At 69.8% G+C, this 22,047-nt stretch carries 21 protein-coding genes; 8 read left to right on the top strand and 13 right to left on the bottom strand.

Translation table 11 applies throughout. The features are described 5' to 3' along the window. Positions 1–37 precede the first annotated feature (37 nt). The 5 genes from mgt (at position 38) to ACFQVC_RS01615 (ending at position 5,235) form a co-directional block, all read left to right on the top strand. Positions 38–1,240, top strand: coding sequence for a macrolide-inactivating glycosyltransferase (gene mgt, locus ACFQVC_RS01595; protein WP_381825567.1), 1,203 nt, complete (start codon positions 38–40; stop codon positions 1,238–1,240). Positions 1,241–1,466: 226 nt separating this feature from the next. Beyond that, on the top strand, positions 1,467–2,513 hold the full coding sequence (locus ACFQVC_RS01600) for a CDP-alcohol phosphatidyltransferase family protein (RefSeq protein WP_381825569.1): 1,047 nt from the start codon (positions 1,467–1,469) through the stop codon (positions 2,511–2,513). Positions 2,514–2,829: 316 nt separating this feature from the next. Then, positions 2,830–4,038 (top strand): S8 family peptidase, encoded by a 1,209-nt coding sequence (locus tag ACFQVC_RS01605; protein ID WP_381825571.1) that lies wholly within the window; start codon positions 2,830–2,832, stop codon positions 4,036–4,038. Positions 4,039–4,295: 257 nt separating this feature from the next. After that, positions 4,296–4,841 (top strand): DUF1697 domain-containing protein, encoded by a 546-nt coding sequence (locus ACFQVC_RS01610; RefSeq protein ID WP_381825573.1) that lies wholly within the window; start codon positions 4,296–4,298, stop codon positions 4,839–4,841. Next, on the top strand, positions 4,834–5,235 hold the full coding sequence (locus tag ACFQVC_RS01615) for a nuclear transport factor 2 family protein (protein WP_381825575.1): 402 nt from the start codon (positions 4,834–4,836) through the stop codon (positions 5,233–5,235). Before ACFQVC_RS01610 ends, ACFQVC_RS01615 begins: the two co-directional genes overlap by 8 nt. Before the next feature lie 86 nt (positions 5,236–5,321). Here the strand turns inward: ACFQVC_RS01615 and ACFQVC_RS01620 are convergent, their stop codons facing one another. Beyond that, complete coding sequence (locus ACFQVC_RS01620) at positions 5,322–6,176, bottom strand: aldo/keto reductase (protein WP_381827038.1); 855 nt, start codon at positions 6,174–6,176, stop codon at positions 5,322–5,324. Positions 6,177–6,671: 495 nt separating this feature from the next. Here ACFQVC_RS01620 and ACFQVC_RS01625 point away from each other — a divergent pair, with 495 nt between their 5' ends. Continuing rightward, positions 6,672–7,787, top strand: coding sequence for a glycosyltransferase family 2 protein (locus ACFQVC_RS01625; protein ID WP_381825577.1), 1,116 nt, complete (start codon positions 6,672–6,674; stop codon positions 7,785–7,787). Positions 7,788–7,955: 168 nt separating this feature from the next. On the opposite strand, the gene ACFQVC_RS01630 is transcribed toward ACFQVC_RS01625, so the two are convergent. From ACFQVC_RS01630 to ACFQVC_RS01685, 12 genes are all read right to left on the bottom strand, one after another. Beyond that, on the bottom strand, positions 7,956–8,759 hold the full coding sequence (locus ACFQVC_RS01630; protein WP_381825579.1) for a sirohydrochlorin chelatase: 804 nt from the start codon (positions 8,757–8,759) through the stop codon (positions 7,956–7,958). 7 nt (positions 8,760–8,766) lie between these two features. Further along, complete coding sequence (locus tag ACFQVC_RS01635; RefSeq protein ID WP_381825581.1) at positions 8,767–9,675, bottom strand: ABC transporter permease; 909 nt, start codon at positions 9,673–9,675, stop codon at positions 8,767–8,769. Further along, positions 9,662–10,453, bottom strand: a complete 792-nt coding sequence (locus ACFQVC_RS01640; RefSeq protein ID WP_381827040.1) for an ABC transporter ATP-binding protein — start codon at positions 10,451–10,453, stop codon at positions 9,662–9,664. Before ACFQVC_RS01640 ends, ACFQVC_RS01635 begins: the two co-directional genes overlap by 14 nt. A 33-nt stretch (positions 10,454–10,486) precedes the next feature. Continuing rightward, positions 10,487–11,623, bottom strand: coding sequence for an ABC transporter substrate-binding protein (locus ACFQVC_RS01645; protein WP_381825583.1), 1,137 nt, complete (start codon positions 11,621–11,623; stop codon positions 10,487–10,489). A gap of 243 nt (positions 11,624–11,866) precedes the next feature. Beyond that, the gene (locus ACFQVC_RS01650) at positions 11,867–13,234 is read right to left on the bottom strand and encodes a sulfate adenylyltransferase subunit 1 (protein ID WP_381825585.1); all 1,368 of its coding nucleotides are present in this window, start codon (positions 13,232–13,234) and stop codon (positions 11,867–11,869) included. Beyond that, a complete protein-coding gene (gene cysD, locus ACFQVC_RS01655; RefSeq protein ID WP_381825587.1) occupies positions 13,235–14,170 on the bottom strand; it encodes a sulfate adenylyltransferase subunit CysD in 936 nt (311 codons plus the stop codon). Further along, complete coding sequence (gene cysC, locus ACFQVC_RS01660; protein ID WP_381827042.1) at positions 14,167–14,685, bottom strand: adenylyl-sulfate kinase; 519 nt, start codon at positions 14,683–14,685, stop codon at positions 14,167–14,169. The genes cysD and cysC overlap by 4 nt, the downstream gene beginning before the upstream one ends. Positions 14,686–14,876: 191 nt before the next feature. Next, positions 14,877–15,587: a phosphoadenylyl-sulfate reductase gene (locus ACFQVC_RS01665; RefSeq protein WP_381825589.1), complete on the bottom strand. Its 711-nt coding sequence runs from the start codon at positions 15,585–15,587 to the stop codon at positions 14,877–14,879. Further along, a complete protein-coding gene (locus ACFQVC_RS01670; RefSeq protein WP_381825591.1) occupies positions 15,584–15,763 on the bottom strand; it encodes a hypothetical protein in 180 nt (59 codons plus the stop codon). Before ACFQVC_RS01670 ends, ACFQVC_RS01665 begins: the two co-directional genes overlap by 4 nt. Beyond that, positions 15,760–17,457: a nitrite/sulfite reductase gene (locus tag ACFQVC_RS01675; RefSeq protein WP_381825593.1), complete on the bottom strand. Its 1,698-nt coding sequence runs from the start codon at positions 17,455–17,457 to the stop codon at positions 15,760–15,762. The genes ACFQVC_RS01670 and ACFQVC_RS01675 overlap by 4 nt, the downstream gene beginning before the upstream one ends. Before the next feature lie 139 nt (positions 17,458–17,596). After that, positions 17,597–17,680 (bottom strand): putative leader peptide, encoded by an 84-nt coding sequence (locus ACFQVC_RS01680; protein ID WP_323180923.1) that lies wholly within the window; start codon positions 17,678–17,680, stop codon positions 17,597–17,599. Positions 17,681–17,861: 181 nt separating this feature from the next. Then, a complete protein-coding gene (locus ACFQVC_RS01685) occupies positions 17,862–18,437 on the bottom strand; it encodes a GNAT family N-acetyltransferase (protein ID WP_381825595.1) in 576 nt (191 codons plus the stop codon). Between the two features lie 153 nt (positions 18,438–18,590). On the opposite strand from ACFQVC_RS01685, the gene ACFQVC_RS01690 reads away from it, so the two are divergent. Then, positions 18,591–19,670 (top strand): M4 family metallopeptidase, encoded by a 1,080-nt coding sequence (locus tag ACFQVC_RS01690; protein ID WP_381825597.1) that lies wholly within the window; start codon positions 18,591–18,593, stop codon positions 19,668–19,670. A gap of 230 nt (positions 19,671–19,900) precedes the next feature. Next, positions 19,901–21,949, top strand: a complete 2,049-nt coding sequence (locus ACFQVC_RS01695; protein WP_417851970.1) for a GTP-binding protein — start codon at positions 19,901–19,903, stop codon at positions 21,947–21,949. Positions 21,950–22,047: the final 98 nt, after the last annotated feature.

Consider the following 22,047-nt stretch of genomic DNA (forward strand, 5'->3'; position numbering starts at 1 on the left):
GTTGCACGATACGTATCGTCTCGCTTAGGGTCGCGTCATGACATCCGCCGAGCGTGCCCATATCGCCATGTTCTCCATCGCCGCCCACGGGCATGTGAACCCGAGCCTTGAGGTGATCCGCGAGCTCGTCGCCCGGGGGCACCGTGTCACGTACGCGATTCCCCACCTCTTCGAGGAGAAGGTCGCCGAGACCGGTGCGGAGCCGGTGCTCTACACCACCACGCTGCCCTCGCCCGACGACGATCCGGCGGCCTGGGGCACGACGCTGCTCGACAACGTCGAGCCGTTCCTCAACGACGCCATCAACGCGCTGCCGCAGCTGGCCAAGGCGTACGAGGGCGACGAACCGGACCTCGTCCTGCACGACATCACCTCCTATCCGGCCCGGGTCCTGGCCCGTCGCTGGGGTGTTCCCGAGATCTCGCTCTCGCCCAACCTGGTGGCCTGGGACGGGTACGAGGAGGAGGTGGCCGAGCCGATGTGGGAGGAGCCGAGGAAGACCGAGCGCGGACAGGCGTACTACGCACGCTTCCAGGCCTGGCTGGAGGAGAACGGGATCACTCAGCACCCCGACCCGTTCGTGGGCCGTCCGCCGCGCTCGCTCGTACTGATCCCCAAGGCGCTGCAGCCGAACGCCGACCGGGTCGACGAGAAGGTGCACACCTTCGTCGGGGCCTGTCAGGGTGACCGCGCCGCGCAGGGCGACTGGGAGCGGCCCGCCGGGGCCGAGAAGGTGGCGCTCGTCTCGCTCGGCTCGTCCTTCACCAAGCAGCCCGGCTTCTACCGCGAGTGCATCAAGGCCTTCCGTGACCTGCCGGGCTGGCATCTGGTCCTCCAAGTGGGCAAGCACGTCGACGCGAGCGAGCTCGGCGAGATCCCGGGCAATGTCGAAGTCCGCAACTGGGTACCGCAGTTGGCGGTCCTGAAGAAGGCCGACGTGTTCATCACGCATGCCGGTGCGGGCGGCAGCCAGGAAGGGCTCGCCACCGGGACCCCGATGGTGGCCGTGCCGCAGGCCGTCGACCAGTTCGGCAACGCCGACATGCTGCAGGCGCTCGGGGTCGCCCGGCAGGTTCCGACGGAGGAGGCGACCGCGGAGGTGCTGCGCGAGGCCGTGCTCGCACTCGTCGGTGACCCCCAGGTGGCGCGCCGGCTGGAGGAGATCAAGGTGCAGATGGCGGGCGAGGGCGGTACGCGGCGTGCCGCCGATCTGATCGAGGCCGAACTGCCGGGGCGGTAGGCGCGGGCCGCACTGGCGAGGCGGTAGGCGGGGGCCGCTCGATAACGGTCAGGGGCTCGTGGCGATAACGCTCAGGTAACAACCCTTTGGCCTGTTGGGGCCATTGACTCGTCGTCCCCGTACGACCCTTACCCCCGGGTAAAGGTTGTACGGGGCACTTCTTGTTCGTTGGTCAACGACCTTCTTAGCGTGAGATGAACTCCAGTCGAACGTCAGGAAGTTGACCATGCGCCGAGACATACCGCCTCTCGCCGAGGTGCGCCGCATCACGCAGAAGAAGCGCGACGCGTGGTGGACCGTGCTGCTCGTCGACCCGATTGCCACCCCGCTGGTACGGCAGACCGCGATGCGGACCGGCGTCACTCCGAACCAGATCACCTGGGGTGCCTTCCTGCTCGGGCTCGGCTCCGCCGCGTGTTTCGCGCTCGGTGACTGGCACTGGCTGATCGCCGGTGCCGTCGTCTATCACCTGAGCTTCATCCTGGACTGCATGGACGGCAAGGTCGCCCGCCTGACCGGCACGGGCTCGGTCTTCGGTGCCTGGCTGGACTTCGTCTTCGACCGGATCCGCGTCATGGTGTGCGCGGTGGCCCTGATGGCCGGGCAGTACCACCGCACCGGCGAGACCCTCTATATCTGGCTGGCTCTCGCCGTCGTCGGGCTCGACACCCTGCGGTACATCAACTCCCTTGAGATCTTCAAGATCCGCCACTCGATGCGCAAGCAGATCAAGGCGCGTGTGCGTGAGGCGCGCCGGGCCCAGAACGAGGCGGAGCTCGCATTCATGGAAGACCTCCTGCGCGACAATCCGGAGGCGGATATCGAGCAGGACCTGCAGGCGGCGCGGGGTGGGCTCGCGGGTGCGGGCGCCGACGGCGCGGTCGTTCAAGGTGCCGTCGCCGAGGGTGCGGTCGCCGAAGGGCCGGGCGCCGATGGCGTGGGTGCGCAGGCCGGTGCCGCCGGGGTCCTTCTGAAGGCCCAAGTCATCGATCTGCACCAGGAGTTCCGGCACCGCTTCCCCTGGTATCTGCGCTGCCGCTCGTTCCTCCTGGGCAAGCGCATCCGTACGCACCTGGTCAGCGGCATCGAATTCCAGATGGGCGTCTTCATCATCGGCCCGCTCTTCGACGTGGTGGTTCCCGCGACGATCGTGGCAGGCGTCCTGCTGCTCGTCTTCGAACTCGCCATCATCTACAAACTGTTGCTTTCCACGCGTGACTTCACGCGCACGATCGACGGTTTCGAGCAGCGGAAGCTGGCCGCGGTGGCCTGAGTCTTCCGGGGCCCATGGGTGCCGCCTCCTCCCCGGCGCCCCGTTTTGTCCCCTGGTGACCTGACCCGTTGTCACCCGTTCCGTCCGGATTCCGGATCGGCCTCAAGGGCGCTCTGCGATATGCGCAGAGCGCCCCTTTTGTTATTACGGAACCTTGTTGAACAAGTCACAGGTGTATGTAGGTATTGAACTGAGCGCGTCAATCCGACAGGGTTTCGACTCAACGCCCGGAGATCTTCCGGGTCTACGGGCGTTGAGGCAGTAACGCTTATGAACCCCCCACATCCCCCCACAAACCACGAGGAGACCCCTCTTCATGGCAACTCACAAGCGTGCGCGCACCCTTAAGCTCACCGCGGCGATAGCCACCGCCGCCACCGCGGTGGGCGTGACCGTCCTGGCAAGCCCCTTCGCGGGAGCGGCCCCGGCCGCCGAAGGCAAGATCTACGGCGCCGACGCCAAGGGCGCCGTCTCCGGCAGCTACATCGTCATGCTCGACGAAGAGTCCACCAAGGGTGGCAAGCAGGACCTCGCCAAGGAGTACGGCGGCGACCTGAAGCGGAACTACTCCTCGGCCGTCAACGGCTTCTCCGCCTCCGGCCTTTCGGAGACCGAGGCCAAGCGCCTGGCCGCCGACCCTGCGGTCGACAAGGTCGTCCAGAACAAGAAGTTCACGATCGACGCCACCCAGGACAACCCGCCGTCGTGGGGCCTGGACCGTATCGACCAGGCCGACACGGAGGGCGACAAGAAGTACACGTACCCCGACGCCGCCGGTGAGGGCGTCACCGCGTACGTCATCGACACCGGTGTCCGCGTCAGCCACAAGGACTTCGACGGCCGCGCGGCCCACGGCTTCGACGCCGTCGACAACGACGAGAGCGCCGACGACGGCAACGGCCACGGCACCCACGTGGCCGGCACCATCGCGGGCGCCGAGCACGGTGTCGCCAAGAAGGCGAAGATCGTCGCCGTCCGCGTCCTCGACGACCAGGGCTCCGGCACCACCGAGCAGGTCGTCGCCGGCATCGACTGGGTCACCAAGAACCACGAGGGCCCGTCGGTCGCCAACATGAGCCTCGGCGGCGGCGCCGACGAGGCCCTCGACGAGGCCGTCCGCAAGTCCATCGCCTCCGGTGTCACCTTCGGTGTCGCCGCCGGCAACGAGTCCTCCGACGCCGCCCAGGTCTCCCCGGCGCGCGTGAAGGAGGCCATCACGGTCGCCTCCTCCACCAACAAGGACGAGCAGTCGGACTTCTCCAACTTCGGCTCGATCGTGGACATCTACGCCCCGGGCTCGGACATCACCTCGGCCTGGAACACCGGTGACGACGCCACCAACACCATCTCCGGTACGTCGATGGCGACCCCGCACGTCGTGGGTGCCGCCGCCGTCTACCTCGGTGGCCACAAGGATGCCACGCCCGAGCAGGTCGCCAAGGGCCTGACCGACGGCGCCACCCCGGACAAGATCTCCAACCCGAGCGAGGGCACGCCCAACAAGCTGCTCAAGGTCGTCGAGTAGCAGTTCCCGGAAGGGCGCCCCGCCGTGCGGCGGCTCCAGTGGCTGCGGCGGCTGTGGCGTCCGGTGGCTCTTCGAGCAGCACCTTTTCGAGAGGGCGGGGGATCACCCTCCTCCGCCCTCTCGAGCAGTCTCCCGGGGCCCGCTTCCCCGGGTCCCGGGAGACCTTCGACCGGCGGTCGCCGTGCCAACCCCCACGGGGCACGGCGGCCGTCTTCGTCATGCGCGGGCCCCGGTGCGCGGATGTCTAGGGTGTGCCCATGACGACGTATGCGGCCCTGCTACGGGGCATCAACGTGGGCGGTCACAAGAAGCTCCCGATGGCCGAACTCCGCACCCTCCTCACGGGCCTCGGCCACGGCGACGTACGTACGCATCTGCAGAGCGGCAACGCCGTCTTCACCAGCGCGTCAGGCGACGAGGACACCCTCGCCGCGGAGCTCGGCAAGGCCATCGAACGGCACTTCGGCTTCCAGGTCGACTGCCTGGTGCGCAGCGGTGCCTATCTGCGGGCCGTCGCCGACGCCTGCCCCTATCCCGCCGCCACCCTTGAGGGAAAGCAGCTCCACGTCACGTATTTCTCCGAGCCTGTCGGGCCCGAACGGTTCGCCGCCGTCGACCCGTCGGCGTATGCGCCCGAGGGCTTCGCACTCGGCGACCGCGCGCTCTATCTCTACGCTCCCGAAGGGCTCGGCCGCTCCAAGCTCGCCGAGGCGCTCGCCCGGCCCGGCCTGCTCAAGGGAGTCGTGGCCACCAGCCGCAACTGGAACACCGTCACCAAACTCGTGGAGCTCACCCGTGCCTGAGAAGTCGCCCGCCGTGGAGGCCGCCATCGAGAGCGAACTGCGCCTGCTCGCCCCGGAAGTGCGCCGCTCGCCCGAACTGCTCGGATCGCTGCTCCACCCCGAATACACCGAGATCGGGGCCTCGGGCCGCCGCTGGGACCGGGAAACCATCATCGCCGCCCTGACCGGGCAGCAGGAACCGGGGAAACGACCCATCACCACCTCCCGGATGCGCGGCGTCCAGCTCGCCGACGACCTCGTCCATCTCACCTTCGACACAGACAACAACGGACGGCTGTCGCACCGGAGTTCCCTGTGGCGGAGCACAGATCGCGGCTGGCTGCTCTGGTTCCACCAGGGCACGCCGTTCGCGAGGGACACGGCGGTGGTGGACACCGCTGTGGCGGCGGATTAGGGCGAGTTGAGGAAGGGCGCCCGAGGCGGAAGTCCTGGGCGGAGGCCATGGGCGGAGGTTATGGCCGGGCGCCCTGGGAGTCGGTCCTAGGCGAGGGCGTCGAGGCGGGCGACTTCCTCAGGAGAGAGGCGGATCGCGGCGGCGGCCAGGTTCTCCTCCAGGTGCCCGAGCGAACCCGTGCCCGGGCTCGGGCAGAGCACCGGGGAGTGCTGCAGCAGCCAGGCCAGGGCGATCTGTCCGGGCGTCGCGTCGTGGGCGCGGGCGATCTCGGCGCACACCGGGTCCTCCGTGAGCGCGCCGTGGCCCAGCGGGAACCACGGCAGGAACGCGATGCCGCGTTCCTCGCACTGCTTGAGCAGCGGTTCGGCGGCGCGGTCCAGGAGGTTGTAGCGGTTCTGCACGGAGGCGATGTCCGTGATCTTCAGGGCCGCATCGAGGTCGTCGGACGTGATCGTGGTGAGCCCGATATGCCGGATCTTGCCCTGCTCCTTGAGCTCGGCGAGTGCTCCCAGCTGCTCGGCCATCGGGACCTCGGGGTCGAACCGGTGCAACTGATACAGGTCGATCGTGTCCACGCGCAGTCGCCGCAGGCTCGCCTCGCACATCTCCCGCAGCCGCCGCGGACTGCCCTCGATGTGCCAGACGTTCGGGCCCGTACGGACCACACCGCCCTTGGTGGCGACCACGACATCGGCCGCAGAATCAGCCGCATAAGGGTGCAGTGCTTGAGCGACGAGTTCTTCCGCGATGGCCGGGCCGTAGTTGTCGGCGGTGTCGACGAGCGTCACACCGAGCTCGACGGCCCTGCGCAACACCGCCACCGCGGCCGCGGGCTCCCCGCGCGGGCCCCAGTATCCGGTGCCGGTCAACTGCCCGGTGCCGAAGCCGAGACGGCGCACGGGCAGGTCGCCGCCGAGGGGGAGGGGGCGCATCGAGTTCATCGCGCGCGTGGTGCGGGTTTCGGTCGCGGCGTGTGGGGGGTTCTGGCAGTCGCCCGTGGTGCTCATGGGCGGACGCTATCTGATGACTGCTGGCTGGTGGACGGGTGCCTGGGTGCTCGGGAGCGTGGGTGCAGGAGTGCCACCCCGCGGCGGCCTGTCGCGTCTGTTCAAGCCCCGGCCTCGCACGGGCTGGAGTACCGGGCCCTGCGTGAGCAGCTCCTCGACGACCTCACCCCCCGACCGAGACTTCACTGCCGAGTTATCCACAGGAATCTGCCGTTCCGGATGGGATCCGGGATCCGGGCTAACGTCATCGATGTCTGGACCGCGACAGAAGCGACCGAGGCGGTCCAGACACATCGCACGGGGGAGGAGAGATGCACGGAGGCCTGCCGTTCATCGGCATCAGCACGCTCGTCTACGGCTTGGTGGGTCTTGCCGTACTGACGAGGAGCGCGATCCGGGCCGGGGCCCGGAGTACCGGGGGAGCACGGCATGAATCACGTACGACATAGCGGAAGCGGGCGACACCGCCCGGACCGGCACGAGGTCACGGTCATCGTGCCCGCGCACAACGAAGAGGCGGGGCTGCCGGCCACGCTCGACTCACTGGCACGCCAGACGGCGCCGCCCCGGCAGATCATCGTGGTCGACGACGCCTCGGACGACCACACGGCAGAGGTCGCCGCGGCGCACGGCGCGACGGTCCTGAGGCCACCGCGGAACCAGGGCAGCAAGGCGAAGGCGCAGAACTACGCGTTGCCTCACTGCTCGACGGAGCTGGTGCTCGCCGTCGACGCCGACACGGTCCTCGCGCCGGACTACATCGAGCGCACCGCCGCGGTCTTCGACGACCCCGAGGTGACCATCGCCGCCGGCGCCGTCCAGACGAGATTCACCCGCACCTTGTGGGAGCGCGGCCGGTCGGTCGAGTATCTCTTCGGCTTCCACTGGCACCGCCCCATCCAGCACGCCGCGGCCAGCCCCATGGTGTGCTCGGGCTGCTGCTCGGTGTTCCGCCGGGCGGATCTGGTGGCCTTCGGCGGATTCCCCGAGCGGACCATCGTGGAGGACATGGACTACACCTGGTCCCAGATGATCGCCGGGCGCCGCGCTGTGTACGTGAGCGACGCGGTCGCCCGGGCCGCCGACCCCGAGACCCTCATGTATCTGCGCAAGCAGGTCTGGCGCTGGATGGCGGGGTTCTGTCAGAACGTCCGGCTGCATCTGCCGAAGCTGTTCACGGCGAAGCCGATACTCGCCCTGTGGGTACTGCTCGCCCTCTTCGAGATCGTCACGGCGCCGCTGTGGTGGGCGACACCGTTCCTGGTCGCGGCGGCCTCGTCCTGGTCGCTGGGCGAGGCCCTAGCCTGGTGGGCCGGAGCCGAACTGCTCCTGACCGCACCGCCGTTGGTGTACGCGGCCCACAGACGCGAGCTGCCGGTGCTCGGCGTGCTCCTGAACATCCCCTGTGTGTACGCCACCAAGGTGGTCAACGCCGTCTACGCATGGAAGGCCCTGGCGGTCGAACTGGTCCTGGTGCCCTTGAAGCTGGCGAAGGGACTCACCGTCTACGAGAAGGGACGCCCCGCGATACCCGCACTGCCGTGACAGCCCGGACCGGTGACGGATCCTGAGCTGACCGAGCTGACCGAGCTGACCGAGCTGACCGAGCTGACCGAGCTGACCGAGCTGACCGAGCTGACCGAGCTGACCGAGCTGACCGAGCTGACCGAGCTGACCGAGCCGACGGGCGGAGCAGCGCGGGCGGCGCCCCTCTCAAGCCGTGAGTGCTGCGGTCACCGGGGCCTCCGCAGCGGCCGTGTCGTACCGCGCGAGGAGCAGGCGCCCCAACTCCGGGGCGGGGCCGAGGACATCGGCCAGGACATCGGCTCCGGCCGCACGTGCGCCGCGGGCGATCCGGTCGGGCAGGAAGCCGGGCGCGATGACGTAGGGAGCCACAGCCACCCGGCGCACCCCCTCGGCCCGAAGTTGCCGCACGGCGTCCTCCGTGCGGGGCAGAGATGCGGAGGCGAACGCAGGCCGCACGGCACACCAACCGGTGCGCCGCCACTCCCGCGCGATTTCTGCGATCACTGCGATCGCCTCCGGGTCTGAGGAGCCCGCCGAGGCCAGGACGACCCCGGTCGAGCGCTTGTCGCCGGCCGTGAGCCCGGCGCCTTCGAGCCGTCGCTCCAAGGCGTCGATGAGCAGCGGCGAGGGGCCGAGGACGTCGGCCTGGCGTATCCGCAGCTGCGGCAGGCGGGCACTCGCCTCGCGCAGGACGGCGGGGATATCGGCCTTGGCGTGGAAGGCACGGGTGAGCAGCAGCGGCAGGGCCACCACGTCGCGCACACCGTCGGCGGCCAGTCCTTCGAACACGCGCGGTACGGAGGGCGCGTTGAAGTCCAGGAAGCCGGTCTCCACGCGCAGGCCGGGCCGCAGCGCCCGCACCCGGCGCACCAGGGCGTGCACGGTCGCGGCATGGCGCGGATCGCGGCTGCCGTGGGCGACGACGAGGAGGGTGGGTGTGTGCCCTTGCCAGGCAAGGGCCTTGGGTGACGGGAGGACCGGACGGTGCATGGCGTGCTCAGCTCCTGGCGAGGAGACCGCGGCTGCGCAGGACGCGGCGCTCCAGTGGACTGAAGATGAGGAGGTCGATGGCGATTCCGACGACGAGGATCAGTGTGATCGCGAGGAAGACCATGGACATGCTGCTGTTGGTGCGGCCGTTCTCCAGCAACTGGCCGAGCCCCACGCCGAGATCGGGCGAGGAGGCGATGATCTCCGCGGCCATCAGGGACCGCCAGGAGAACGCCCAGCCCTGCTTCAGGCCGGCCAGGTATCCGGGCAGCGCGGCGGGCATCACGATGTGCCAGGTGCCGCGTACGCCGGTCGCGCCGAGGGTGCGTCCCGCCCGCAGGAAGAGCGGGGGCACCTGGTCGACGCCGGAGACCAGACCGTTGGCGATGGACGGCACGGCGCCGAGGAGGATCACCGCGTACATCATCGAGTCGTTCAGGCCGAGCCAGAGCACGGCGGGCGGCACCCAGGCGACGGAGGGCAGGGACTGCAGGCCGGAGAGGATCGGGCCGATGGCGGCGCGCACGAAGCGGACCCGGGCCACGAGGAGGCCGAGGGGGGTGCCGATGGCCAGGGCGAGCAGGAAGCCGGACATACCGCGCCAGAGGCTGGTCCAGACGTAGTCGAGCAGCGTGCCCTGCAGCCAGGCGTCGGTCACTTCGGCCCACACGTCGGAGGGCGACGGGAGCTTGTAGGGGTCGACGACCTGTGCCCAGCTCAGGGCCTGCCAGGTCACCAGGACGAGGACAACGGCGAGGAAGGGGGGCAGGACCTTGTTGCGGAGTACCTCACTGCGCGGGGTGTACGAGGTGGCCGAGGCCTCCAGGGCGTCGAGGCCGGCCTCGAGCCCGGCGAGGCCCGACAGACCCGAGTCCTTGGGCGCGGGGCCCTTGGCGGAGGTGTCAGTGCTGGCCATGACGGCGGATCTCCCCACGGAGTTGTTCGGTGATCTCGAGGGACAGTTCCGCGACGGCGGAGTCCTCGATTCGGCGCGGCTGCGGGATGTCCACGGTCCATTCGCGGGCGATGCGGCCGGGGCGGGAGGACAGCAGGACGACGCGCTGGGCGAGGCGTACCGCTTCACGCACGTTGTGTGTGACGAAGAGGACGGAGATGCCGGTCTCGTGCCACAGGTGGGTCAGTTCGTCGTGCAGGACGTCGCGTGTGATGGCGTCGAGGGCCGCGAACGGCTCGTCCATCAGGAGCAGTTGGCTGTCCTGGGCGAGTGCCCTGGCCAGGGCGACGCGCTGGCGCATGCCGCCGGAGAGCTCGTGCACCCGCTTGCCGTGCGCGTCGTTCAGGCGGACCAGGCCGAGCAGCCGCTCGGCCTCGTCGCGCCGCTCGCTCTTGGGCATGCCGCGCAGCCGCAGGGCGAGTTCGATGTTCTTGCCCGCGGTGAGCCAGGGGAACAGGGCGTGTTCCTGGAACATCAGGGCGGGCCGCCCGCCGGGGGTCTCGATGGTCCCTGTGGTGGGTGCGTCGAGGCCGGCGACCAGGTTGAGCAGGGTGGATTTGCCGCACCCCGAGGCCCCCAGGAGGGTGACGAATTCGCCCGGTGCGACATCGAGGCTGATGTCGTCGAGCACGAGCTGCTGTGCGCCGGGCCGGCCGAAGGACTTGGACACATGCTCGATACGGGCGGCGTGCGCCACCGCGGTACGGTCCTCGGCCTTGGTGAGCGTGCTGGCCATGATCGTCACCTCCTGGGAACGGTCAGGTTGCGGTGGTTACTTGACGCCGAGACCGGAGTCGTCGACCCCGGGCTGGCCCTGGTCCCGCAGCACCTTGTTGAGGAGCTCCAGGTCGTAGATGCCGTCCAGGCCGGGCTCTTGGAGGAGGCCCGCCTTGACCGCGTGCTTGGCCTGGGTGTCGAGGGTGGCGGCCAGCGGGTCGTCGGTGAACTCGATGGACTTCCACGCCGGGTCGAGGATCTTGGCGGGGAGCGCCTTGCCGGACTCGGCCTTGATACTGGCGTTGGCGGCGGCCTTCGCCTCTTCGGGGTTGGCGGAGATCCACTTGTTGGTCTTCACCGAACCGCGCAGGACCGCCTCGACGACCTTCGGGTGCTCCTTGAGGAAGTCCTGCGACACGATGAGGTTGGTGATCACGAACTTCTTGTCCGGCCACAGGTCCTTCTCGTCGAGCAGGACCTTGGCGCCTTCGGAGACCAGCTTGGAGGCGGTCGGCTCGGGGACCCAGGCGCCGTCGACGGAGCCCGACTTGTAGGCGTCGGGTGTGATCTTGTTGTCCGTGCGGACGACGGAGACATCGCCCTCGCCGCTCTGCGCGTTGACCTTCCAGCCGCGTTCGGCGATCCAGTTGAGGAAGGCGACGTCCTGGGTGTTGCCGAGCTGCGGGGTGGCGATCTTCTTGCCCTTGACATCGTCCAGGGACCGGATCTTGTCCGGGTTGACGACGAGCTTCACGCCGCCGGAGGCCGCTCCGGCGATGATCCGCAGGTTCTTGCCGGCCGACTTGGTGTAGCCGTTGATCGCGGGGGAGGGGCCGATCCAGCCGATGTCGATGGAGCCGGAGTTGAGTGCCTCGATCGCGGAGGGCCCGGCGTTGAAGGTGGACGGCTTGATCTGGGTGCCGCCCAGTTCCTTCTGGAGTATGCCCTTCTCCAGACCCACCAGGGCCGTGCCGTGGGTGAGGTTCGGGAAGTACCCGATCTTCACCTCGGAGAGGTCATCGATCTTCTTGCCCTTGGCGGCGTTCTGCTGGTCGTCCTTGGCCTGGGAGCCGTAGCCGCAGGCGGTGGCCGTCAGGGCGAGCAGCGGCAGGGCGGCGGCCGCGACAAGAGCGCGGCGCGTGCTGCGGCGGGAACTCGTGGCGCCGGTGTCGGTGGGATGGTCGGCAGGCACGGGAGGTGGTCCTCTCGTTGGCCCGGTTCCTACGTCCGTCCGGGATCCGGGGACGCGGCCGGGCAGTCGGCACGGTCGTCGGGTCTTCGCCTGTGCTGCGGCGAAGGGCGGTGCTTCTGGGCGCGCATGCGGTGCGCGTACGTCTTCACGCACATCGCACGACGCCCCCAGAGCCCGCGCCGAGGGTGCCGCTGCCGACGCGGCCGCCCTCCTTCGCGAATGTCGCGAACGCATCGAAGGCCATCAGAAGTCCCAGGCCGCGTCTTCGTCGTCGGCGGCACCGGAGGCCTCGGCGACCGGCGCGGTCGCGGAGGCGAAGGCGTCGCCCGCCATGCCGGCCGCGAGGGTGGTGCCGTCGGCCGGGTCGATCAGGAGGAAGGAGCCGGTGCGCCGGGAGTGGGCGTAGGAGTCGATGGCCAGCGGCTCGGCGGTGCGGACGCGGACCCGTCCGATGTCGTTGGCGACCAGCTGCCCGGGTGCCGGGTGCTGGGAGAGGTCGTCGAGGGTCAGCCGCGAGGGGATCTCCTTGACGATGGCCTTGACGGTACGGGTGGTGTGCTTGAGCAGCACCCGCTGGCCCACCGTGAGCGGGGTGTCGGCGACATGGCAGACGGTCGCCTCGACGTCCTGGCTGGTCGCGGGCGCGTCCCCGGAGGGCACGAGGAGGTCGCCGCGGGAGATGTCGATGTCGTCCTCGAGCAGCAGCGTCACCGACTGCGGGGTCCAGGCCACATCGACGCTGGTGCCGAGCAGATCGATCCCCGCGATCTTGGAGGTGCGGCCGGAGGGCAGCACGGTCACGGACTCGCCGACCCGGAAGGTGCCGGCCGCGATCTGGCCCGCGTAGCCGCGGTAGTCGGGGTGTTCGGCGGTCTGGGGGCGGATCACGTACTGCACGGGGAAGCGGGCGTGGCAGGACGCCAGGTCGTGGCTGACCGGCACCGTCTCCAGGTGTTCGAGGACGGTGGGGCCGCCGTACCAGTCCATGTGGGCGGACGGCTCGACCACGTTGTCCCCGGCGAGCGCGGAGATCGGGATCGCGGTGATCTCAGGCACGCCCAACTCGCCGGCGTAGGTGGTGAATTCCTCGGCGATCTGCGCGAAGACGGGCTCGGCGTAGTCGACGAGGTCCATCTTGTTGACGGCCAGGACCACATGCGGCACCCGCAGGAGGGCGGCGATGGCGGCGTGGCGGCGGGTCTGCTCGACCACGCCGTTGCGGGCGTCGACCAGGATGACGGTGAGTTCGGCGGTGGAGGCGCCGGTGACCATGTTGCGGGTGTACTGCACATGGCCGGGGGTGTCGGCCAGGATGAACCGGCGCCGGGCGGTGGCGAAGTAGCGGTAGGCCACGTCGATGGTGATGCCCTGCTCGCGCTCGGCGCGCAGCCCGTCGGTGAGCAGCGCCAGGTCCGGGGCGCCCGCGCCGCGGCTGAGCGAGGCCCGCTCGACGGCTTCGAGCTGGTCGGTCAGGACCGACTTGGAGTCGTGCAGCAGACGCCCGACCAGGGTGGACTTGCCGTCGTCCACGGATCCGGCGGTGGCGAAGCGCAGCAGGGTGGTGGCCGACAGGTCGCCCAGATCGGCCAACTGCTCGGTGTTGGTGCTCATTTAGAAGTACCCCTCGCGCTTGCGGTCTTCCATGGCGGCCTCGGAGAGCTTGTCGTCGGCGCGGGTGGCGCCGCGCTCGGTGAGCCGCGATGCGGCGATCTCGGCGATCACGGACGGGAGTGTGGTGGCGTCGGAGTCGACGGCGCCGGTGCAGGACATGTCGCCGACCGTGCGGTAGCGCACCAGGCGCTTTTCGACACTCTCGTCCTCGCGCGGGCCGCCCCAGTCGCCGGCGGTCAGCCACATGCCGGAGCGCTGGAACACCTCGCGCTCGTGGGCGAAGTAGATCTCCGGGAGCTCGATGTGTTCGCGGGCGATGTACTGCCACACGTCCAGCTCGGTCCAGTTGGACAGCGGGAAGACGCGGACGTGCTCGCCGGGGGCGTGGCGGCCGTTGTAGAGCTGCCACAGCTCGGGGCGCTGGCGCCGAGGGTCCCACTGGGAGAACTCGTCACGCAGGGAGAAGACGCGCTCCTTGGCGCGGGCCTTCTCCTCGTCACGCCGCCCGCCGCCGAACACGGCGTCGAAGCGGTGTTCCTGGATGGCCTCGGTCAGCGGCACCGTCTGCAGCGGGTTGCGGGTGCCGTCGGGGCGCTCGCGGAGCTTGCCGGCGTCGATGTAGTCCTGCACGGAGGCGACATGCAGGCGCAGCCCGTGTTCGGCCACGACGCGGTCGCGGTAGTCCAGGACCTCGGGGAAGTTGTGCCCGGTGTCCACATGCAGGAGCGAGAAGGGGACCGCGGCGGGGGCGAAGGCCTTCAGGGCGAGATGCAGCATGACGATGGAGTCCTTGCCGCCGGAGAAAAGGATCACCGGCCGCTCGAACTCGCCCGCCACCTCGCGGAAGATATGCACACCCTCGGACTCCAGAGCGTCCAAGTGGCTGAGCGCGTAAGGGCTGTCGGTCTCCTCCGACAGCGACGCGGTGGTCGTCATGCCAGACCCCTTTCAGTGAGCAGCGCGTGCAGCGCGGCTGCGGACTCCTGCACGGTCTGCCGCTGCGACTCGATCCGCAGATCGGGCGACTCGGGCTCCTCGTACGGGTCGTCGACGCCGGTGAGCCCGGAGATCTCGCCCGCGGCCTGCTTGGCGTACAGACCCTTCACATCGCGCTCGGAGCAGACCTCCACCGGAGTGGCGATATGCACCTCGACATACGCGGTGCCTTCGTTCTGGTGGCGCTTGCGCACCGCCTCACGGCTGTCCGTGTACGGGGCGATGACCGGGACGAGGGCCTTCACACCGTTGGAGGCGAGCAGTTCGGCGACGAAGCCGATGCGCTGCACGTTGGTGTGCCGGTCCTCGCGGCTGAAGCCGAGGCCCGCGGAGAGGAACTCACGGATCTCGTCCCCGTCGAGCACCTCGACGCGATGGCCCTCGGTGCGCAGCCGTCCCGCCAGCTCGTGGGCGATGGTGGTCTTTCCGGCGCTCGGCAGGCCGGTGAGCCAGATGGTGGCCCCGGCGGTGACGCCGCCTCGGGCCGAGGCGGCGCCGGCCCCGGCCGTGTCGGTGGCTCCGGCCGTAGCGGCACCCGGAGCCGTGGCAGCTCCGGCCGCGGCGGCCCCGGGAGCCGTGGCAGCTCCGGCCGCGGCGGCCCCGGGAGCCGTGGCAGCTCCGGTCACGTGTGTCTCCTGATGGTTCGTCATCCGTGCAGCCCGCATTCCGTCTTGGAGCGGCCCGCCCAGCGTCCGGCGCGGGCGTCCTCGCCCTCGGCGACCCGGCGGGTGCAGGGCGCGCAGCCGATGGACGGATAGCCGTCCATGAGCAGGGGGTTGGTGAGGACGCCGTGCTCGGCGACATAGGCGTCGACGTCGTCCTGCGTCCAGCGGGCGATCGGCGAGATCTTGACCTTCTGGCGCTTGGCGTCCCAGCCGACGACCGGGGTGTTCGCGCGGGTCGGCGACTCGTCCCGGCGCAGGCCGGTGGCCCAGGCGTCGTAGGAGGCCAGGCCCTCTTCGAGGGGCTTGACCTTGCGCAGGGCGCAGCACAGGTCGGGGTCGCGGTCGTGCAGCTTCGGCCCGTGCTCGGCGTCCTGCTCGGCGACGGTCTGGCGCGGGGTGAGCGTGATGAGGTTGACGTCCATCACGGCGTCCACCGCGTCCGCGGTGCCGATGGTCTCGGGGAAGTGGTAGCCGGTGTCCAGGAAGACGACATCGACGCCGGGCATGGCGCGGGAGGCCAGATGGGCGACGACCGCGTCCTCCATCGAGGAGGTCACGCAGAAGCGCTTGCCGAAGGTGTCGGCGGCCCACCTCAGGATCTCCAGGGGCGAGGCGTCCTCGAGTTCGCGGCCGGCCCGCTCGGCGAGCTCCTGGAGTTCTCCGGCACCGCGTTCGGTCTGAGTTGTCGTCATATCTGGTCCCCTCCACCGTCGTTGTGCTGCAGGCCCCGGGTCAGCAGCCCGAGGAACTTCAGCTGGAAGGCTCGATTGCAGGACGCGCATTCCCAGGCGCCGTGCCCCGTCTCGTTCGGACGCAGGTCCTCGTCGCCGCAGTAGGGGCAGTAGAAGGGGGCGGCACGCTCGCTCACTTGAGGGCCTCCTCGGCGGCGCGTCCGGCCCAGGTGGCGAACCGCTCGCCGTCCTCGCGCTCCTCCTGGAAGCGCTTGAGGACCCGCTCGATGTAGTCGGGCAGTTCGTCGGCGGTGACCTTCAGGCCGCGCACCTTGCGGCCGAAGCCCGCCTCCAGGCCGAGGGCGCCGCCCAGGTGCACCTGGTAGCCCTCGACCTGCTCGCCCCGGTCGTCGAGGACCAGCTGGCCCTTGAGACCGATGTCCGCGACCTGGATACGGGCGCAGGCGTTGGGGCAGCCGTTGATGTTGATGGTGATCGGCTCGTCGAACTCGGGGATACGGCGCTCGAGTTCATCGATGAGCGAGGCGCCGCGGGCCTTGGTCTCGACGATCGCCAGCTTGCAGAACTCGATGCCGGTGCAGGCCATCGTGCCGCGCCGGAACGGCGACGGGCGCACGGTCAGATCGAGTGCTTCGAGCGCCTCGCTCAGCGGCTCGATCTGCGACTCCTCCACATCGAGCACGATCATCTTCTGCTCGACGGTGGTGCGCAGCCGGCCCGAGCCATGGGCCTCGGCGATTTCGGCGATCTTGGTGAGCGTCGCCCCGTCGACGCGTCCGACGCGCGGCGCGAAGCCGACGTAGAACTTGCCGTCCTGCTGCCGGTGCACGCCGACGTGGTCGCGCCAGCGGGCCACGGGCTGGGCGGGGGCGGGGCCGTCGATCAGCTTGCGCTCGAGGTACTCGTCCTCGAGGACCTGGCGGAACTTCTCCGTGCCCCAGTCGGCGAGCAGGAACTTCAGGCGGGCGCGGGTGCGCAGCCGGCGGTAGCCGTAGTCGCGGAAGATCGAGATGACGCCCTCGAAGACGTCGGGCACCTCGTCGAGCGGCACCCATGCGCCGAGCCGCTGGCCGATCTTGGGGTTGGTGGACAGGCCGCCGCCGACCCAGAGGTCGAACCCGGGCCCGTGGTCGGGGTGTTGGACGCCGACGAAGGCGATGTCGTTGATCTCGTGCGCCACGTCGAGCAGCGGCGAACCGGAGATCGCGGACTTGAACTTGCGCGGCAGGTTGGAGAAGGCCGGGTTGCCGATGACACGGCGGTGGATCTCCTCGACGGCCGGCGTGCCGTCGATGATCTCGTCCTCGGCGATACCGGCGACCGGTGAGCCGAGGATGACGCGCGGGGTGTCGCCGCAGGCCTCGGTGGTGGACAGGCCGACCTCTTCGAGCCGCCGCCAGATCTCCGGCACGTCCTCGATACGGATCCAGTGGTACTGGATGTTCTGCCGGTCCGTGATGTCGGCGGTGCCGCGGGCGAACTCCTCCGAGATCTGACCGATCACGCGCAGCTGCTGGGTGGTGAGACGGCCGCCGTCGATCCGCACCCGCAGCATGAAGTACTCGTCGTCCAGCTCCTCCGGCTCCAGGATCGCGGTCTTGCCGCCGTCGATGCCGGGCTTGCGCTGGGTGTAGAGGCCCCACCAACGCATGCGGCCGCGCAGGTCGTTGGGGTCGATCGAGTCGAATCCGGACTTCGAGTAGATCGTCTCAATGCGTGTCCGCACATTGAGACCGTCGTCGTCCTTCTTGAACTGCTCGTTGCCGTTGAGCGGCGTGAAGTGGCCCACTGCCCACTGGCCCTCACCACGGTGACGGCTCGCCTTGCGGCGGGGCGCGGCGGCAGCAGGCTTCTCAGGGGTTGCGGCCATGGTTGATACGTCCTTCGGGACAGCAGGAAAGCGGCTCTGACCTGCGCATACGGGCAGGGGCCAGGGGCATGCGCGGATCGTCGCGCGCCCTTGCGCAGGGAGTGTCAGGAAAGAAAGAGTGCGGCGTGGTGCTGAGAGTTCAGCAGGCCGGACAGATCGCGCTGGACATGCGGCCGAGGTCGACGTGCCGCCGACTCACCAAGGCAATTCCAGCTCGAGACATGACGGAAGCGTGGCACGCGGATCTCCGGGCAGTCCACCGTCATCCAAGATTTGGACAACACTGTCCCGCATCGCGAGACAGTGTGTCCTGGGTCACGCAGTAATCCGAAACAGTGATCCGAAACAGTGATCCGAAACAGTGATCCGAAGCGGCGCTCCGAAGCAGCGCTCCGAAGGAGCCCTCAGGCCTCGGTGGCCGCGCCGGGCCAGGGCCCGGGGGCGGCCACCTCCGGCTCCTCCTCGACCTTGGTGTCGAAGAGCCGGAAGCCGCGCCGCTGGTAGTTGGCCATGGCGTGCTCGCCGTCCTTGCTGCAGGTGTGCAGCCAGACCCGCTTCGTCGGCGCCCGCCCCGGCCAGCGCTCGGCCAGGTCCCAGGCCCGCGCCGTGGCGTACGACAGCAGATGGCCGCCGATCCGGCGCCCGCGGAACGCCGGGATCAGACCGAAGTAGACGATCTCCACGGCCCCCTCGTCCTGGGCCTGTAGCTCGACATAGCCCGCCGGAGTGCCCCTGTCGTATGCGACCCAGGTCTCCGTGCCGGGGCGCTCCAGCTGCTCCTGCCACTCGGCGTAGGTCAGCGAGAGCCGGTCCGTCCAGCGGATGTCCCCGCCCACCGCGGTGTAGAGGAAGCGGCTGAACTCGGGTGACGGCACCTCGGCGCGCACGATCCGCAGATCGCCGGAGGGCGCGGCCGCCGTAACGAGGTCCGCGGGTGAGGTCTGCTCCAGAGACCACGTGGTCACAGTGATGCTGCTCATGCGGCACAGGGAACCACGGCCGCCGCAGCCCCGCGCACGCACCCCCTCCGGGACGCCCGCGGCAGGGCCCGTCCGCCCTCTACCCAAAGCCTCCGCCCTACGGGAAGATCGCGCAGCGCCACCCCCCCTGAGCATCCGACAAGGGAGGACTCCATGGTCCGCCGCACACCCCGCGGCCTGCTCGCTGCCGCCATCGCCACGGTCGCGCTCGCCACCCTCGCCGCACCCGCATCAGCCGGCACATCCGCGCCAGCTGCCGATGCCTCCGGTGCCTCCGCTGCTTCCGCCCCCTCCGCCGGCCCTCAGGCCCGGCTGTTCATGGTCAACCCGGTGCAGTCCTCGGGCGACCAGTCACTCGTCGACGCCAAGGACGCGGCGAGTGCCGTGCCCGCCTCCGCGTACGCCACCGCGCCGCTGCGCAACCTCGACGCGAGCGGCGGCCTCAACGGCAAGTGGGCGTATGTCAGATCCGACACCGGGGCCTCAGCGAAGACCGCGGACGCCACCGGCTTCACTCGCGAGGACGACCAGTTCGAGCAGGTCATGGCGTACTTCTGGGTCAATGAGGCACAGGAGTATCTGCAGGCGCTCGGCTTCGGCAGCGAGCTTCCGGGCGCCAATGACCGGGCGCAGCCCGTGCGGATCAACCAGTGGGGCGCCGACAACTCCTACTTCACGGACAGGAAGGCGGAGATCCGGTTCGGCAAGGGCGGGGTGGACGACGCCGAGGACGCCGAGGTGATCGTGCACGAGTACGGCCACGCCGTGCACCACGACCAGGTGCCGGGCTTCGGCACCTCCCTGGAGGCCGGGGCGATCGGTGAGGCCTTCGGTGACTATCTGGCGGTGAGCGTCGGCGCGTACGCGGACGCCAAGTACGGCTGGCCCGCCAAGGCCGACCTCGCCTGCGTCGCGGACTGGGACTCCGTCTCATACAGCGAGACACCGCACTGTCTGCGCCGGATCGACGGGAACAAGGTGTACGCGGACAAGGTGGGCCAGGTGCACGCGGACGGCGAGATCTGGTCGCGGGCCCTCTACGACATCCGGCGCGGCCTCGGCGCCCGCACCGCGGACCGGATCATCGTCAGCGCACAGTTCGGCTTCGCACCCGGCACCAGCTTCGAGGACGCGGCCCTGAAGACGATCGCGACCGCGCAGTCCATGTACGGCAAGGCGGCGGCGGACACCGTGCGCGCGGCCTTCCGCGCCAGGGAGATACCCGGCGTCTAGCGGGGGCCGAGGGCCCGGCGCGCGCACCGTGTAATTCGGTTGCGTACGCCGGGCCCTTTGGCTGTACTCGCCGCATCGGCCGGCTCGGCGGCCGGTCCGGCCAAGGAGAGCGGTTATGCGCGCAGCGTCCATGTCCCACCAGAAGGGAATGCCCATCCACCCGAAGGACATGACGCTCTGTGCCCGTAACCACCCGCGTGTCCACCACGGACCGCACCTCGCACCCCACCCTGAACCTGGGAATCCTGGCGCATGTTGACGCCGGCAAGACGAGTCTGACCGAGCGGCTGCTGCACGACGCGGGCGTGACCGACGAGATCGGCAGCGTCGACGACGGCAGTACGCAGACCGATTCGCTCGCGCTCGAGCGCCGGCGCGGTATCACCATCAAGTCCGCCGTCGTGTCCTTCGCGCTCGACGGCACCACGGTCAATCTGATCGACACCCCCGGCCACCCGGACTTCATCGCCGAGGTGGAGCGGGTGCTCAGTGTGCTCGACGGCGCGGTGCTCGTCGTCTCCGCCGTGGAGGGCGTACAGGCCCAGACCCGCATCCTGATGCGGACGCTGCGGCGCCTGCGCATCCCCACGCTGATCTTCGTGAACAAGATCGACCGGGCCGGTGCGCGCTGCGACCGGGTGCTGGGCGCGCTCGCCGGGAAGCTGACCTCCGCGGTCGTGCCCATGGGGCAGGTACGGGAGGCGGGCACCCGCCGTGCCGAGGCCGTCCCGTACTCCGCCGAGGATCCCGAATTCACCGCGAACCTGGCCGAGTTGCTCGCGGAGAGCGACGATGAGCTGCTCGCCGCGTATGTCGACGCTGCCGACGGCGAGATGCCGCTGTCGTACGAGCGGCTGAGCGCCGAGCTCGCGGCGCAGAGCCGGCGGGCCCTGGTGCACCCGGTGTACTTCGGCTCGGCGATCACCGGTGCCGGTGTGGCCGCGCTGACCGCAGGCATCAGGGAGCTGCTGCCCGCGCCCGAAGGCGACCCGGACGCCCCGGTGTCCGGCACGGTGTTCAAGGTCGAACGCGGCCCGGCCGGCGAGAAGATCGCGTATGCCCGGCTGTTCTCGGGCACGGTCGCGGTCCGCGATGTCCTGCCCTTCGGCCCCGCGGGAGAGACCTCGGAGCGTGCCGACGCCTCGGGGGGTGCCGAAGGCCCGCAGCGTGCCGAAGACCCGGCGCGTGCCGAAAGCAAGGTCACCGCGATCAGTGTCTTCGAGCAGGGCGGCGAAGAGCGGCTCACGGCGGTGAGCGCGGGCCGGATCGGCAAGCTGTGGGGCCTCGGCGGTATCCGGGTCGGCGACGCCATCGGCGTACCGCGCGCGGGAGTCGCGGACCGTCACTTCGCGCCGCCGACCCTCGAAACGGTCGTCGTGCCGCGGCGCCCCGCCGACAGGAGCGCGCTGCATGTCGCGCTCAGCCAGCTCGCCGAGCAGGACCCGCTGATCGATCTGCGCCAGGACGACGTACGCGGCGAGGTGTCCGTATCGCTCTACGGCGAAGTGCAGAAGGAGGTCATCCAGGCCACGCTCGCCGAGGAGTTCGGGGTGGACGTCACCTTCCGTGAGACGACCACGATCTGTATCGAGCGCCCGGCCGGCCGCGGGTCGGCGTACGAGAAGGACCTCGACCCGTTCCTCGGCACGGTGGGCCTGCGGATCGATCCGGCGCCGGTCGGTGCGGGCATCGGCTTCCGCCTCGAAGTGGAGCTGGGCTCGATGCCGTACGCGTTCTTCAAGGCCGTCGAGGAGACCGTGACGGAGACGCTGCGCGAGGGGATCCACGGCTGGCAGGTCACCGACTGCACGGTCACCATGACGCACTCCGGCTACTGGCCGCGGCAGAGCCATTCCCATGCGGTGTTCGACAAGAGCATGTCCAGTACCGCGGGGGACTTCCGCAATCTGACGCCGCTGGTCGTGATGAGCGCGCTCGAAGAGGCGGGCACCACGGTGTACGAGCCGATGCACCGCTTCCGTGTCGAGGCACCGGCGGACACCTTCGGGCCGCTCATGTCGGCCCTGTCCCGCCTCGGCGCCGTCCCGCACACCCAGGAACTGCACACGGCGGTCTGCCTCCTGGAGGGCGACATCGCGGCCGCCCGCGTGCACGCCCTGGAACAGCAACTGCCGGGACTGACCAGGGGAGAGGGAGTCCTGGAGAGCGCCTACGACCACTACGCGCCGGTCCGGGGCCGCCCGCCGAGCAGGCCGCGCACCGACCTGGACCCGCTGAACCGGAAGGAGTACCTGCTGCGGGTCGCCCGTCGGGTGTGACAGCGTTCCGGCGAGGTTCCCGACAGCGATCCGACAGTGATCCGAAAGGCGGTGCGGGCACCTTGGCGGCACGGCGGCCCACCCAAGGGCCGCCCCGC

The organism is Streptomyces monticola (genome assembly GCF_042665355.1).
Taxonomy (GTDB): Bacteria; Actinomycetota; Actinomycetes; order Streptomycetales; family Streptomycetaceae; genus Streptomyces; species Streptomyces monticola.

Coding starts and splice junctions, on each gene's coding strand:
- ACFQVC_RS01620 (WP_381827038.1), bottom strand. CDS start 6,176: ATGAACTCGATGCGCCCCCTCCCCCTCGGCGGCGACCTGCCCGTGCGC.
- ACFQVC_RS01610 (WP_381825573.1), top strand. CDS start 4,296: ATGACGACGTATGCGGCCCTGCTACGGGGCATCAACGTGGGCGGTCAC.
- ACFQVC_RS01650 (WP_381825585.1), bottom strand. CDS start 13,234: ATGAGCACCAACACCGAGCAGTTGGCCGATCTGGGCGACCTGTCGGCC.
- ACFQVC_RS01600 (WP_381825569.1), top strand. CDS start 1,467: ATGCGCCGAGACATACCGCCTCTCGCCGAGGTGCGCCGCATCACGCAG.
- ACFQVC_RS01690 (WP_381825597.1), top strand. CDS start 18,591: ATGGTCCGCCGCACACCCCGCGGCCTGCTCGCTGCCGCCATCGCCACG.
- mgt (WP_381825567.1), top strand. CDS start 38: ATGACATCCGCCGAGCGTGCCCATATCGCCATGTTCTCCATCGCCGCC.
- ACFQVC_RS01680 (WP_323180923.1), bottom strand. CDS start 17,680: ATGTCTCGAGCTGGAATTGCCTTGGTGAGTCGGCGGCACGTCGACCTC.
- ACFQVC_RS01605 (WP_381825571.1), top strand. CDS start 2,830: ATGGCAACTCACAAGCGTGCGCGCACCCTTAAGCTCACCGCGGCGATA.
- ACFQVC_RS01630 (WP_381825579.1), bottom strand. CDS start 8,759: ATGCACCGTCCGGTCCTCCCGTCACCCAAGGCCCTTGCCTGGCAAGGG.
- ACFQVC_RS01665 (WP_381825589.1), bottom strand. CDS start 15,587: ATGACGACAACTCAGACCGAACGCGGTGCCGGAGAACTCCAGGAGCTC.
- cysD (WP_381825587.1), bottom strand. CDS start 14,170: ATGACGACCACCGCGTCGCTGTCGGAGGAGACCGACAGCCCTTACGCG.
- ACFQVC_RS01685 (WP_381825595.1), bottom strand. CDS start 18,437: ATGAGCAGCATCACTGTGACCACGTGGTCTCTGGAGCAGACCTCACCC.
- ACFQVC_RS01675 (WP_381825593.1), bottom strand. CDS start 17,457: ATGGCCGCAACCCCTGAGAAGCCTGCTGCCGCCGCGCCCCGCCGCAAG.
- ACFQVC_RS01625 (WP_381825577.1), top strand. CDS start 6,672: ATGAATCACGTACGACATAGCGGAAGCGGGCGACACCGCCCGGACCGG.
- ACFQVC_RS01635 (WP_381825581.1), bottom strand. CDS start 9,675: ATGGCCAGCACTGACACCTCCGCCAAGGGCCCCGCGCCCAAGGACTCG.